This window comes from Micromonospora sp. S4605 (assembly GCF_003176715.1).
Taxonomy (GTDB): Bacteria; Actinomycetota; Actinomycetes; order Mycobacteriales; family Micromonosporaceae; genus Micromonospora; species Micromonospora echinaurantiaca.
The window spans coordinates 1-12311 of sequence record NZ_QGSW01000295.1 but is presented as its reverse complement, the minus strand read 5'-3'; the positions used below and the strand labels follow the sequence as shown (position 1 = coordinate 12311).

At 72.6% G+C, this 12311-nt stretch carries 14 protein-coding genes; 4 read left to right on the top strand and 10 right to left on the bottom strand.

Annotation, left to right across the window (positions count from 1 at the left end; translation table 11 throughout):
• Window positions 1–155 precede the first annotated feature (155 nt).
• A complete protein-coding gene (locus DLJ47_RS35460) occupies window positions 156–980 on the top strand; it encodes a hypothetical protein (protein ID WP_146228201.1) in 825 nt (274 codons plus the stop codon).
• A 127-nt stretch (window positions 981–1107) separates the two neighbouring features.
• On the opposite strand, the gene DLJ47_RS26390 is transcribed toward DLJ47_RS35460, so the two are convergent.
• From DLJ47_RS26390 to DLJ47_RS26380, 3 genes are read right to left on the bottom strand one after another with little or no spacing between them, the layout of a single operon-like run.
• Window positions 1108–1965, bottom strand: a complete 858-nt coding sequence (locus tag DLJ47_RS26390; protein WP_109903835.1) for an ABC transporter permease — start codon at window positions 1963–1965, stop codon at window positions 1108–1110.
• Window positions 1962–2975, bottom strand: coding sequence for an ATP-binding cassette domain-containing protein (locus DLJ47_RS26385; protein ID WP_109903833.1), 1014 nt, complete (start codon window positions 2973–2975; stop codon window positions 1962–1964). Before DLJ47_RS26385 ends, DLJ47_RS26390 begins: the two co-directional genes overlap by 4 nt.
• 26 nt (window positions 2976–3001) lie before the next feature.
• Complete coding sequence (locus tag DLJ47_RS26380; RefSeq protein WP_109903831.1) at window positions 3002–3556, bottom strand: NADPH-dependent FMN reductase; 555 nt, start codon at window positions 3554–3556, stop codon at window positions 3002–3004.
• A gap of 162 nt (window positions 3557–3718) precedes the next feature.
• On the opposite strand from DLJ47_RS26380, the gene DLJ47_RS26375 reads away from it, so the two are divergent.
• The gene (locus tag DLJ47_RS26375) at window positions 3719–4219 is read left to right on the top strand and encodes a GNAT family N-acetyltransferase (protein ID WP_109903829.1); all 501 of its coding nucleotides are present in this window, start codon (window positions 3719–3721) and stop codon (window positions 4217–4219) included.
• A gap of 46 nt (window positions 4220–4265) precedes the next feature.
• Here DLJ47_RS26375 and DLJ47_RS26370 read toward each other — a convergent pair whose 3' ends face one another.
• The 4 genes from DLJ47_RS26370 to DLJ47_RS26355 all read right to left on the bottom strand — a co-directional run bounded on the left by DLJ47_RS26370 (window position 4266) and on the right by DLJ47_RS26355 (window position 7345).
• Window positions 4266–4982 carry a hypothetical protein gene (locus DLJ47_RS26370; protein ID WP_199236010.1) on the bottom strand — a complete coding sequence of 239 codons (717 nt, stop codon included), beginning with the start codon at window positions 4980–4982 and terminating at the stop codon, window positions 4266–4268.
• The gene (locus tag DLJ47_RS26365; RefSeq protein WP_109903827.1) at window positions 4979–5446 is read right to left on the bottom strand and encodes a MarR family winged helix-turn-helix transcriptional regulator; all 468 of its coding nucleotides are present in this window, start codon (window positions 5444–5446) and stop codon (window positions 4979–4981) included. The genes DLJ47_RS26370 and DLJ47_RS26365 overlap by 4 nt, the downstream gene beginning before the upstream one ends.
• Window positions 5447–5519: 73 nt before the next feature.
• Complete coding sequence (locus DLJ47_RS26360) at window positions 5520–6506, bottom strand: aldo/keto reductase (RefSeq protein ID WP_109903825.1); 987 nt, start codon at window positions 6504–6506, stop codon at window positions 5520–5522.
• Window positions 6507–6592: 86 nt separating this feature from the next.
• Window positions 6593–7345 carry an SDR family oxidoreductase gene (locus tag DLJ47_RS26355; protein WP_109903823.1) on the bottom strand — a complete coding sequence of 251 codons (753 nt, stop codon included), beginning with the start codon at window positions 7343–7345 and terminating at the stop codon, window positions 6593–6595.
• A 103-nt stretch (window positions 7346–7448) separates the two neighbouring features.
• Between DLJ47_RS26355 and DLJ47_RS26350 the strand changes: the two genes are divergently transcribed.
• The gene (locus DLJ47_RS26350) at window positions 7449–8288 is read left to right on the top strand and encodes a helix-turn-helix transcriptional regulator (RefSeq protein WP_109903821.1); all 840 of its coding nucleotides are present in this window, start codon (window positions 7449–7451) and stop codon (window positions 8286–8288) included.
• A 58-nt stretch (window positions 8289–8346) separates the two neighbouring features.
• Here the strand turns inward: DLJ47_RS26350 and DLJ47_RS26345 are convergent, their stop codons facing one another.
• From DLJ47_RS26345 to DLJ47_RS26335, 3 genes are all read right to left on the bottom strand, one after another.
• On the bottom strand, window positions 8347–9042 hold the full coding sequence (locus DLJ47_RS26345) for a hypothetical protein (protein ID WP_109903819.1): 696 nt from the start codon (window positions 9040–9042) through the stop codon (window positions 8347–8349).
• 81 nt (window positions 9043–9123) lie between these two features.
• Window positions 9124–9975, bottom strand: coding sequence for an aldo/keto reductase (locus DLJ47_RS26340; RefSeq protein WP_109903817.1), 852 nt, complete (start codon window positions 9973–9975; stop codon window positions 9124–9126).
• A gap of 107 nt (window positions 9976–10082) precedes the next feature.
• Window positions 10083–11036 (bottom strand): LysR family transcriptional regulator, encoded by a 954-nt coding sequence (locus DLJ47_RS26335; RefSeq protein WP_109903815.1) that lies wholly within the window; start codon window positions 11034–11036, stop codon window positions 10083–10085.
• Between the two features lie 75 nt (window positions 11037–11111).
• Here DLJ47_RS26335 and DLJ47_RS26330 point away from each other — a divergent pair, with 75 nt between their 5' ends.
• On the top strand, window positions 11112–12020 hold the full coding sequence (locus tag DLJ47_RS26330; protein ID WP_109903814.1) for a serine hydrolase: 909 nt from the start codon (window positions 11112–11114) through the stop codon (window positions 12018–12020).
• The last annotated feature ends 291 nt before the right edge of the window (window positions 12021–12311 follow it).

The window sequence follows — 12311 nt, the reverse complement described above, 5'->3', positions numbered from 1 at the left end:
CCGGTTGATGGCCGCGCGCCTAGCCGGTGAGGACGTCGAGCCGCAAGGCCCGATCGAGACCGAGGCAGCCCGACGCCTCGACGACGAACTCAACCAGAAGTAGCCACCCGGTTACCCAACACTTTCTAAGGCTCTCAGCACCGCAGGAGGCGAAATTGGGAGATTACCGACCGCCGCCGAACAAGACAGAGGAGCTGCGTAAACTTTACTCCGAGATTGAAGTGGCGCAGGGCCGCCTGCGCGAGAGCGCGAACCGGAAGATGGATGCCCGGCGGCTCCGGCGGCTCGAAAAACAGGCAGAGGCCCTGAAGAAGACCGATTTGGTGCTCAAACTCGGGCCGACTCGACTGCATTTGCGGTGGAGTGCGCAACAGGTCGCCAAGACTTTTATCTCGCTCCATCTTGCAGCAATAGCCGGCGGTGTGGCGCTGATGACCACGACCTCATTGAGGGAGCTGGGGTTCGCGCTGACCGTAGGTGGTTTCCTGGGAAACGGCGCACTCCTCGCGTCGATCTGGCAGCAGGTGTACAAGAACGAGCGGGAAGCCGCAGCCGCCGCTGGTGCGAGCAGTGATCCGGGAACCGCCGACCCTGGCGCCAGCTATGATCAAGTGGCGTCTGATGAGTTGCGTGAATTGCTCGAGCAGCAGCGTGAGGCGACTGCAGAGGCGTTGACGAGAAGGGCGCTTCTCCGTGATCTTCGCTACGGCGTGGCTAAGGAGAAGATCGGAACATATGGTTTTGGGGCGAGCATGCTGGCCCTGCTCTCCTCGCCCGTATGGCTACCGGGCGGCCTGGGCGCCGTTGAGAGCTTGGCGAATTCGAAAGGCGAACCCCTTCGCGCGCGTACGGCATCGGCGGCAACCGCATTCGCGGTAAATGCGGCAGCTTCGACAGCGTTCCTCTCGGTTGCCGCAGGAGCGACCCTCGGTGCCTCGGTGGTCGTCCGCAGGATTCATAAGAAATTTCGTTCAACCTGAAGGGCGGCGGCTCCTCGGCGGCGACGCCCACCCGGGGGACGCGGCCAAGCAGGTCGCGACGTACGGCGGTCGAAGCCGCAGACGGGCGCCGCCACCGAGGTGGCGACGCCCGTCGGGCAGAGCGGGATCAGCGGCGGTTGTAGCGGTACATGGTGAGCGTGCCGAAGACGACCACGAACGCGGCGCTCCAGACCAGCGTCCACATCGTGCTGGACGGGTCCGACGCCCCCGACATCACCGCCCGCACCGAGGCGACCAACTGGGTGATCGGGTTGACCTTGACGAACGCCTGCAGCCAGCCGGGCATGGTGGCCGGCTCGACGAAGACGTTGCTCAGGAAGGTCAGCGGGAACAGCACCATCATGCTGACCCCCATCACCGACTTCTCGCTGCGCAGGACCAGCCCGAAGAACGTCCACACCCAGGAGAACGCGAACGAGAAGACCACCAGCAGACCGATGCCGCCCAGCACCCCGAGCAGCCCGCCGTCGGGGCGGAAGCCCAGCACCAGCCCGACGCCGAGGATCACCACGGCGGCCAGCACGTAGCGCAGCACGTCGCCGAAGATCATGCCGACCAGCGCGGCCGGCCGCCAGACCGGCAGCGTCCGGAACCGGTCGAAGACGCCCTTCTCGATGTCGGTGTTCAGCCCGACCCCGGTGTACATGGTGATCATCACGACGCTGGTCACCATGATGCCGGGCAGGAAGAACTGCAGGTAGTCCCGTGGGCTGTCGGCGAGCGCCCCGCCGAACAGATAGGTGAACATCAGCACCATGATGATCGGGAACGCCGTCACGTCGAACAGCTGCTCCGGCACGTGCTTGATCTTCAACATCGCCCGCCAGCCGAACGTCAGGGACGCCGACAGCGGGCTCGGTCGCGGTGGCCGCGCACCGGGCGCGAGGACGGTCGACAGCGCCTCCGCCGACGGTACGTAGACCGTCGGGGCCGGCCCGGTCGTGGTGGTGACGTCGCTGCTCATCGGGCTGCCTCCAGCTGCTCGTCCCGCTCGTCGGCCGGCACGGCGGGGTGGTCGGTCAGGGCCAGGAAGACCTCGTCCAGGCTCGGCTGGCCGAGGGAGAAGTTGTCCACCACGATGCCGGCGCGGGCCAGGTCGCCGAGCACCCGCGCGGCCTGCTCGCTGGCGTCGAGGTCGCTGCCGTCGCCGCCGACCCGGGCGGTCAGCGCCACCGGGTCGGGTTCGAGCTGCACCGGCACGTCGAGCGCCGCCCGCAGCAGTCGCTCGGCCTCCGGCCGCTGGTGCGCGTCGCGCAGTCGCAGGTGGACGGTGCCGGAGCCGACCGAGGACTTCAGCTCGCCCGGGGTGCCCTCCGCGATCACCCGGCCGTGGTCGACCACCGCGATCCGGCCGGCCAACTGGTCGGCCTCGTCCAGGTACTGCGTGGTCAGCAGCACCGTGGTGCCGTGCGCCACCACCGCCCGGACGATCTCCCACACCTGGTTGCGGCTGCGCGGGTCCAGCCCGGTCGTCGGCTCGTCCAGGAAGAGCAGGTCGGGGGTGTTGAGGATGCTGGCCGCGATGTCGATGCGCCGCCGCATGCCGCCGGAGTACTTCTTCACCTGGCGGTCGGCCGCCTCGGTCAGCCCGAACGCGGCGAGCAGGCTCTCCGCCCGCTCCCGGGCGGCCGGCTTCCGGTGACCGAGCAGCCGGCCGAGCAGGATCAGGTTCTCCAGCCCGGTCAGGTCCTCGTCCACCGAGGCGTACTGGCCGGTCAGGCTGACCCGGGCCCGGACCGCGTCGGCCTCGGTGAGCACGTCGTGACCGAACACCCGCGCTCGCCCGCCGTCGGGGCGCAGCAGCGTCGCCAGCACCCGTACCGCGGTGGTCTTGCCGGCGCCGTTCGGGCCGAGCACCCCGTAGACGGTGCCGGCGGGCACCGTGAGGTCCAGGCCGTCCAGCGCCCGGGTGTCCCCGAACGACTTGGCCAGCCCTTCGGCCTCGATGGCCGGGCCGGTGCTGCGTCTACTCATGATCCCTACCTTCCTTCGCGAACTCTTCAGGAGACGTACGGACGCGCGGCGCGGGCGTCGCGCAGTGCCAGGCCCCACCAGCAGAGCTGGTCGAGCAGGACGCGGGCGGACCGGCGCAACTCGTCGGTGGCCAGCGGGGACGGTTCGCCGCAGAGCAGGTCGACGGCGACGACGTCGCGCACCGTGACCGTGTGCAGGGCGGTGAAGACCGTCCGGAGCTGGTCGACCGCGTGCAGGCCGACGGAACCACAGCCGTACGACACGAAACCGACGGGCTTCGCCTGCCACTCGTCGTACGCGTAGTCGATCGCCTGTTTCAACGAGGCCGGGAAGCTGTGGTTGTACTCCGGGGTGACCACCACGAACGCCTCCGCCCGGCCGACCTGCCCGGCGAACGACCGCATCGCCGGGGTCGGCTCCGCCGGGTAGCCGGCGGGGAAGTCGTAGTCGGCGAGGTCGACCACGGTGACCGCCAGCCCGTCGTGCCGGTCCACCTGGTCGACGAACCAGCGGGCGATCCGGTCGCCCGCCCGCCCCTCGCGGGTGCTGCCGATGATCACGGCGAGTCGCAGTGGGTCCATGGTTCCTCCTCCCGGCCGCTCCGGTCCCACCCGTCAGGCGCGAGAGGGCGACCGGCGATCCGCTAGATCAGAACTAGCGCCCCCGCGAGGCGCCGGACCGTTCGTGCGCCGGGGTGTCGGTGGTGGCTGTTTGAATGCTCCCCGGAGGAACGGGGGGACACGATGACCGAGGTACGGATCGAGCCGTGGCGCGAGGGCGACCTCGACCTGCTGCGGCGGCTCAACGCGCCGGAGGTCCGGGCGCACACCGGAGGCCCGGAGACCGACGAGCAGGTGCTCGCCCGGCACGAGCGCTACGTGCGCTTCGGCGACACCGGCAAGGGCTGCATGTACGCCGTGCTGCTGCCCGACGGCGCCGCGGTGGGCAGCGTCGGCTACTGGGAGCGCGAGTGGCGCGGCCAGCAGGTCTACGAGTTGGGCTGGGCGATCCTGCCCGGGCACCAGGGGCGCGGGCTGGCGACCGCGGCGGTACGCGCGGCGGTGGCGGCGGCCCGCGACCGGCACACCCACCGCTGGGCGCACGCCTACCCGTCGGTCGACAACGCCGCGTCGAACGCGGTCTGCCGCAAGGCCGGCTTCACCCTGCTCGGCGAGACCGAGTTCGAGTACCCGCCCGGGCACCTGATGCGCTCCAACGACTGGCGGCTCGACCTGGCGGCCTGACCTCGCCGGCGCCCGTCGGCCCGGGAGCGGGGCGCGCGGGACGGGTTCAGGACCCCGGCTCGGGAGAGCGCGCGGGCCGATTCCAGGACCGGCCCGCGTCGGAAGGCACCGCCTCAGGCGGCCGCCCGGCCCGACGGGTCGGGGCGTGCGCCACCAGGTGGGCGGTGGCCGCCTCGACCAGCGCCTCCGGGTCGTCGGCGTGGAAGCGCAGTTCGGTGACCGCCTCGCCGCGCGCCTTGCGGGTCGGCACCGCGATCGGCTCGCGCAGCAGCAGGTCGACGCTGGTCTGGTTGGCCATGCCGAGGCTCACCGTCACGTCGTCGCCGCTGCGCTCCACCTGGACGCTGCCCTCCGGCGGCAGCGAGCGCCGGTTGACCCGCACCCGGTCGATGGCCGACCAGGGCACTGTCAGGTCGAGGGTGATCCCGTTGCGGATCCGGACGCCAGCCTCGCCGACCACGTGCGGGTGCACCTTCAGGCTGGCCAGCAGGCCGAACATCCAGAACAGGCCGTAGACGCCGAGGCCGAGCACGATGTTGCTGACCAGTTCCCAGGGCAGGATCATCTCGAAGATCGGGATCTCCACCGCGGAGACGATGATGAAGATCCACATCAGGGTCATCACCGCCCCGGTGTAGCCGAACGTCCGGTCGCCGGGACGCAGCGGCTCCGGCCGGCGGAAGATCCACCGGTAGAGGCTGCGCCACAGGCCGATCTCGTAGCGGACGGCGAAGCGCAGCAGCTTCCACGCCTTGGCGATCACTGGTCCTCCTCGCGGATCTCGGGGGAGAGGCCCTGCTCGCGCAGCCGCCCCAGCACGTTGTCCAGCCCGGCGACGAAGCAGTCGAGGCGCTCGGCGGGCAGCCCGCCGAAGAGCAGCTCGGCGAAGCCCCGCTGGTCCCGCTCCATCGCCGCGATGGTGCGGGCGCCGTGCTCGGTGAAGGTGACCAGGAACGCGCGCCGGTCGGTGGGGTGCGGTTCGCGGGTGACGAAGCCGGTGTCGACCAGGCCGTCGACCAGCCCGGTGACGGTACGCGGGGTGACCCCGAGCGCCCGGGCCAGGTCGCGCTGGGTGGCCGGGCCGCTGCGGCGCAGCTGCCACAGCAGGGTGGCCCGGGAGGTGGTCAACCCCTCCCGGGCCAGGCCCCGGCTCATGTCGTCGCTGAGCACCACGACCAGTTCGAGCACCCGGTCCAGCGCGGTGATCAACCGATCGGCGTCCGGCATCGTTACCTACCCTCATAGTGAGCGTGCCTCACTATGATGCCACGTCACCGATGGGCTCGACGATCGGGTGCCGCTACCGTGCGGCGTCCAGACGGGCCCGCTGCTCGACGGTCAGCGCCAGGTCCACCGCGGCCAGCGACTCGTCCAGCTGGGCCACCGAGGACGCCCCGACCAGCGGGATCGCCGGCACCTCGGCGTCGATCAGCCAGGCCAGCACCACCTGGTTCACCGTCGCCCCGGTCTCCTTCGCCACCGCCTCCAGCGCCGCCAGCCGGCCGGGGACGCTCGGCAGGTCGTACCCGGCGCCCAGCGGCTTGTCCGGGCGGGTGTAGGCGCCCCGCACCAGTGGCGAGTACGCCACCAGCGCCAGCTGCGGCTCGGCCCGCAGGTAGGAGATCAGGTCCGGGCCGGCCGAGCCGACGTCGCCGTCCCGGTCCAGCTCGCTCGGCAGGTCGGTACGCCGGTGCAGGTAGGTGTGGTGGTACTGGAGCACCTCGTAGCCGGGCAGCCCGGCGGCGGCCGCCAGGTTGCGCGCCCGCTCCACCCGCCACGCCCGGTGGTTGCTCACCCCGAGCAGGCCGACCGTGCCCTCGGCGACCAGCTCGGCGAAGCCCGCCACGGTCTCCCGAAGCGGCACCCGGTGATCCTCGATGTGCGCGTAGAGCAGATCCAGCTTCGCCATGCCGAGCCGCTCCCGGCTGCGCTCCGCGGCCTCCCGGATCACCGTCGCCGACAGCCCCTCCGGGTTGTCGACGTAGCTGGTGCCGGGGGCCAGCGGCCGCGCACCGAGCTTGGTGGCTACGACGATCTCGTCGCCGACCCCGCGGCTGCGCCGCCACCGGCCGAGCAGCTCCTCGCTCTCCCCGCCCTGCCCGCCGTTCAGCCAGAAGGCGTAGTTGTCCGAGGTGTCGATGAAGGTGCCGCCGGCCTCGACGTACCGGTCCAGGATGGCGAACGACGTCGCCTCATCGGTGGCGGTGCCGAACAGCATCGCGCCGAGGCTCAGCACGCTCACCTCGCGGCGGGTCTTCGGGTCGGTGCCGATGGTGCGGTACCTCACGGGCGTCCCCTCTCAGCCGGCCCGGCTACGTCTTCCGGGCGGTCGGGGACGAGCCTGGCTGCTGGAGCGCACTCGAAGTCAACCCCTCACCAGGGCAGTACGCCGTACCCGCCGCCGCTGTCCGCGAGGTGGCCCCAGAGCTGGCCGGACGGGCCGTCCGCCGGCAACGTCGCCAGGTGCACGCTCACCTCGGCGCCCTGCTCGGGGCTGCGGAAACCGGTGTGCCCGTTGAAGTCGGTGGCGCAGTAGCCGGGGTTGGCCGCGTTCACCTTGACCGGGGTGTCCCGCAGCTCCTTGGCGTACATCGCGGTGACCATGTTCAGCGCCGCCTTCGACGACGGGTACGGCACCGAGGTCAACCGCCAGATGAAGCTCTCCGGGTCGGTGATCGTGCCGATCGAGCCGACCTCGCTGGAGACGTTCACGATCCGCGCCGCCGGGGCCCGCAGCAGCAGCGGCAGCAGCGCGTTGGTGACCGCCACCACGCCGAAGACATTGGTCTCGAACACCCGGCGCAGCGTGGCCACGGTGGTGTCGCTGGGCAGCGCCCGCTCGCCGTCGCCGAGCACGATGCCGGCGTTGTTGACCAGCACGTCGAGCCGGCCGTACTCCTCGTCCACCAGCTTCGCGGCGGAGGCCACCGACTCGGCGTCGGTGACGTCCAGCGGCACGAACCGGGCGTCCGCGCCGCCGTCGCGCAGCTGCCGCTCGGCGGCCCGGCCCCGCTCGGCGTCCCGCGCGCCCACCAGCACGGTCATCCCGCGCGCGGCGAGCTGCCGCGCGGTCTCGAAGCCGATTCCCTTGTTGGCCCCGGTGACCAGGGCGATCATGTTCGTCATGCCGTCGACGGTGCCCGCCCGGACGGGCCGGCGGGAGAGACCGGCCGAGGCTGGGACCGGCGGTACCACCTTCGGCGCCGCCGGCTGAGGCAAGCTTGACGGCATGACCAGAAACTGCCTGCGCCGGGAGGAGCTGGCGGCGTTCCTGCGCAGCCGCCGGGAGCGGCTGCGCCCCGCCGAGGTGGGCCTCCCCGACGGGGTACGCCGCCGTACCCCCGGGCTGCGCCGGCAGGAGGTGGCCCAGCTGGCCGGCATGTCGGTCGACTACTACATCCGGTTGGAGCAGGGCCGTGGGCCGCACCCGTCCCGGCAGGTGCTGTCCGCGCTGGCCCGGGCGCTGCTGCTCACCCGGGACGAGCGCGAGTACCTGTTCCGGGTGGCCGGGGAGGCCCCGCCGCCGGCCGCCGGGCCCAGCCGGGAGGTGCCCGCCGGCCTGCGGCACCTGATGGACGCGATGACCGAGACCCCGGCGTACCTGGTCGACGCCAGCTACCAGATCCTGGCCTGGAACCGGCTGGCCACGTACTTCGTCGGGGATCTCGCGGCGGTGCCCGCCGCCGACCGCAACATGGTCCGCTGGATGTTCCGGATGTCCGACGACGCGCACTGGGCCGACCCCGAGGTGGTGCACTTCGCCCGCACCACGATCGCCGACCTGCGCGCCGCCTACGGCCGCTACCCCCGCGACCGGGGCCTCGCCGAGCTGGTCACCGAGCTGCTCGGCACCTCGCCCCGGTTCGCGCGGCTCTGGGCCGAGCACGACGTGGCGGAACGCCGCCTGATCGTCAAGCGGGTGCCGCACCCCGACCTGGGGCTGCTGGAGTTCGAGTGCCGGGTGCTGCACGTGCCGGAGACCGACCAGCGGTTGATCGTCTACGTCCCCGAACCGGGCTCACCCACGGCGGCCACCTTCCGCCGGCTCGCCGAGCGGGTCACCAGCTGAGCCGCTCGGCCGTCCACCGGCCCCTCGGCGGGGCGGGCCGGCGGTAGCGCACGCTGGCTCAGGTGGCCCGCTCCAGGGCGGCGGTGGCCAGCGGGGCCAGCTTGGCCAGCAGTTCGCTGCCGGCGGCCAGGTCGCCCTCGTCCGCCGAGGCGTCCACCTGGAGCACGAAGTTGCCCCGGACCAGCAGCAGCGTGCACTGGTGCCGGGTGGCCTGGCCGATCAGCTTCTCGCAGAAGGTGATGGTGTCCGGGCCCTCGGCCATCGGCGGGGGCGTCGGCTGGACGATCACCGAGGTCCGCCCGTCGTTGGGGACCTCGTACTTCTTGCAGGTCTTGAGCACGGACCGCAGTTCGTCGGCGAGCTTGCGCCCGGGCACCTTCAGGTAGCCGACCACGTACTGCCGGATCCAGACCGTCTCGCCGTCCCAGACCCGCTCCCGGTACGCGGTGCGCTTGCGGTCCGAGGGCAGGCTGTCCCGGCACAGCGAGATCAGCTTCCACGCCTCGCTGTTCTCCTCGGTGAACTCCGCGGTCTCCGGGTGGAAGCTGGCGTCCAGGTCCAGCATCGCCGCCTTCACCCGGCTGCGGACCTCGGCCGTGGAGGTCGGCGCCGGACGCGGTGCCGGCGCGCTCGGCGAGGCCGACTCGGCCGGCGCGGACCAGCGGGGTGACTCGGCTTCGGCCGGCCCGCAGGCGGTCGGGGCGAGCAGCGCCAGCATCGACAGGAGCAGCAGCGGGGTACGGCGGCGCATCATGCGAGGGCGCGGTCCTTTCGTACGCGACGAGGGGAGCCCGTCCGAGCCCCCCTGCCACCAGCGCCGCCGCGGCCCGCCCCGTTACGCGGGGACGTAGTCGAAGGTGTCCGGATCCGGCCCCTGCCGTCCCGCCGGGCCCTTGTCCAGCGCGGTGATCCGCTCCATCGCCACGTCGTCCAGCTCGAAGTCGAAGATCCGGAAGTTCTCCTCGATCCGGGCCGGCGTGGTCGACTTCGGGAAGACGACGTCGCCGCGCTGCACGTGCCAGCGCAGCACCACCTGGGCTGGCGTCCGGCCGACCTCCTGGGCGACGTCGACCACCGTCGGGTCGTCCAGCACCCTGCCCTGCGCGATCGGCGCCCACGCCTCGGTGATGATGTTGTGCGTCCGGCCGTACTGGCGCACCTGCTCGTTGCCGAAGTACGGGTGCACCTCGACCTGGTTCACCGCCGGCACCACCCGGGCCTCGGCGGCCAGCCGCTCCAGGTGCGGCACCTGGAAGTTCGACACCCCGATCGAGCGGGCCCGCCCGTCGCGCTGGAACTCCTCCAGCGTCCGCCAGGTCGAGACGAAGTCACCGTCGTAGCGGGTGGGCAGCGGCCAGTGGATCAGGAACAGGTCGACGTAGTCGGTCTTCAGCGCGGCCAGCGTCGAGTCGAACGCCTTGCGGGCGTCGTCCGGGCGGTGGAAGCCGTTGTTCAGCTTGCTGGTGACGAAGACCTCGCCGCGGTCCAGCCCGGCCTCCCGGATCGCCTGTCCCACCTCGGCCTCGTTGCCGTACATCTCGGCGGTGTCGATGTGCCGGTAGCCGACCTCGAGGGCCGTGCGCACCGCCGCCACGGTGTCCTTCGGCTCGATCTGGAACACCCCGAAGCCGAACTGGGGGATGGTGTTGCCGTCGTTGAGGGTGATGTCGGGGATGGTGTTCGCCATTGCGGCTCCTTCGCCGGTCGTCGCCGGGTAGCGGATGCGCCTCCACGTACCGTCTGCCGTCTGTCCGCGTACCCCCGGACCCCAGTTTCTCACCGGTGATCCCCGCCTCAGCCGGCGGTGTCGAAGAGCACCCGCCACGGCCGCGGCGCCGGCACCGCCGGTGGCGCCGGCGGGTCGGCGGCGGCCAGCACCTCGGCGGCGAGCTGCCCGACCATCGGCGCGGCCGGGTGCGCTGCCCGCCGCGGCCACGCCGCCGAGGTCCGCTTGACCAGCGGGGCGCCGGCCACCGGCCGCCAGGCGATCCGCGGCTCCCGGCGGCCCAGCGCCGCCGGCTCCACGGCCACCCCGCCACCGGCCAGCACCAGCCCGAAGAGGAACTCGGGGTTGCGGGCCGGGCGCACCCGGGCCGGCGTGAAACCGTGGCGGCGGCAGACGTCGAGCAGGTGGTCGTGCCAGCCCGGCGCGGTGGCCCGGGGCGCGGTCACCAGGTCCAGGCCGGCCAGCGCGGCCAGCTCGACCTCCCGGGCCCGGGCCAGCGGCGAGGTCCGCGGCAGCAGCACCCCCAGCGGTACGTCCACCGCCGCGCCGAAGCGCAGCCCGTCGGCGGCGACCGGGTGGTGCAGCAGCCCCACGTCCAGCCGTCCCTCGGCGAGCATCCGCTCCTGTTCGCCGCTGGTCAGCTCGTGCAGTTCGACGTCCAGGCCGGGCGCCCGGTCGGCCAGCCGGTCCAGCAGCGCCCGCAGGCTCACCGCCGGGGTCTCCGGCGGCACGCCGGCCCGCAGCACGCCGAGCGCGCCGTCGCGTACCTGGCGCAGCATGTTGCGCAGCCGGTGCTCGCCGGCCAGCAGTTCCTCGGCCTCGGCGAGCAGCAGCTCGCCGGCGGTGGTCAGCCGCACCTGGCGGCGGGACCGGTCGAACAGCTCGACCGCCAGCTCCCGTTCCAGCCGCTGGATCGACTGGCTCAGCGGCGGCTGCGCCATGCCCAGCAGTTCGGCCGCGCGCCCGAAGTGCAGCTCCTCGGCGACCACCACGAAGTGCCGCAGGTGTCGGAGCAGGTCCACCGCCGCAGGCTACGCCAGGGGCGGCGGCGCACCCGGCGCCGCGGCCCGGCCCGGACGGCCACTAGCGTGCCAGGGGTGACGGTGCGGGAGCGGATCGACGGGATCTTCGACCGGCTCGGCATCACCCCGAGCCTGCACGTGGTGGAGCTGGCCGGCGGCCAGGGCGGGTCGGCCGCGGACGGCGGCCGGGAGGTGGCGGTCCGCGCCGACGAGCAGGTGGTGATCGCTTCGATCTTCAAGATCCTGCTGGTGCTGGAGTTCGCCCGGCAGGTGGTCGCCGGTCAGCTCGACCCGCGCGAGCGGGTGCTGGTGACCGCCGACGACCGGCTCGGCGGCTGGGGGATCGCCGGCTGCGCCGACGACGCCGAGGTGTCGCTGCGCGACCTCGCGTACTTCGCCATGTCGGTGAGCGACAACACCGCCGCCGACCTGCTGCTGCGCCGGGTCGGCCCGGACGTGCTGCCGATGCTCGCCGCCGAGCTGGGGCTGTCCCGAACCCGGATCGTGGGTGGCCCCCGGCAGCTCGCCGAGTCGATGCTGGCCGACGTCGGCGCGCGGACCGAGGCGGACTTCGCCCGGATCTTCCCGACCCTGCCGGTCGAGCGGGTCCGGGCGATGCGGGTCTTCGATCCCGAGCGGACCACCTCCAGCACGGCGCGGGAGATCACCCTGCTGCTGGGCCTGATCTGGCGGGACGAGGCCGGCCCGGCCGAGGCGTGCGCGATGGTCCGGGAGTGGATGTCCCGGCAGCTGTTCTGGACCCGGCTGGCCTCGGGTTTCCCGCCCGGCGTGCGGGTCGCCGGCAAGACCGGCACCCTGCCCGGGCTGCACCTGGAGGCGGGCGTCGCCGAGTACCCCGACGGCGGTCGGTACGCGATCGCCGTCTTCGCCCGGATGGCCGACCTGGCCACCCGGCGGATCGACGTGGACCTGGCCATGGGGGAGGCCGCCCGGACGGCCGTGGAGGCGCTGCGCGCGGGGTGATTTTCCGGCGGCCGCCGCCCGGTCGTCCCGGCGCTGACCTGGCCCGATATCCGGACGGATATCGGTCGTGTCGGCCGTCGATCTTGGACCTGGCGCGGGTGGCGCTGGTTGGCTCGGGGCCGACCGATCAGCACCACGACGGGGAGAGTTCCGCATGCCCAACCTGGACCGCCGCCGCTTCCTCCGCGACGCCGCCGCCGGCACCGCCCTGGTCTCCACCGCCGGGCTCGCCGGCGCCACCCTGGCCGCGCCGGCGCAGGCCGCGCCGCCGGCCGCCGCGCCGGTCGCGGC

Excerpts from the sequence above, each read along its gene's own strand:
- DLJ47_RS26380 (WP_109903831.1), bottom strand. The coding sequence starts at position 3,556 with ATGGACCCACTGCGACTCGCCGTGATCATCGGCAGCACCCGCGAGGGG.
- DLJ47_RS26355 (WP_109903823.1), bottom strand. The coding sequence starts at position 7,345 with ATGACGAACATGATCGCCCTGGTCACCGGGGCCAACAAGGGAATCGGC.
- DLJ47_RS26375 (WP_109903829.1), top strand. The coding sequence starts at position 3,719 with ATGACCGAGGTACGGATCGAGCCGTGGCGCGAGGGCGACCTCGACCTG.
- DLJ47_RS26385 (WP_109903833.1), bottom strand. The coding sequence starts at position 2,975 with ATGAGTAGACGCAGCACCGGCCCGGCCATCGAGGCCGAAGGGCTGGCC.
- DLJ47_RS26340 (WP_109903817.1), bottom strand. The coding sequence starts at position 9,975 with ATGGCGAACACCATCCCCGACATCACCCTCAACGACGGCAACACCATC.
- DLJ47_RS26365 (WP_109903827.1), bottom strand. The coding sequence starts at position 5,446 with ATGCCGGACGCCGATCGGTTGATCACCGCGCTGGACCGGGTGCTCGAA.
- DLJ47_RS26345 (WP_109903819.1), bottom strand. The coding sequence starts at position 9,042 with ATGATGCGCCGCCGTACCCCGCTGCTGCTCCTGTCGATGCTGGCGCTG.
- DLJ47_RS26390 (WP_109903835.1), bottom strand. The coding sequence starts at position 1,965 with ATGAGCAGCGACGTCACCACCACGACCGGGCCGGCCCCGACGGTCTAC.
- DLJ47_RS26350 (WP_109903821.1), top strand. The coding sequence starts at position 7,449 with ATGACCAGAAACTGCCTGCGCCGGGAGGAGCTGGCGGCGTTCCTGCGC.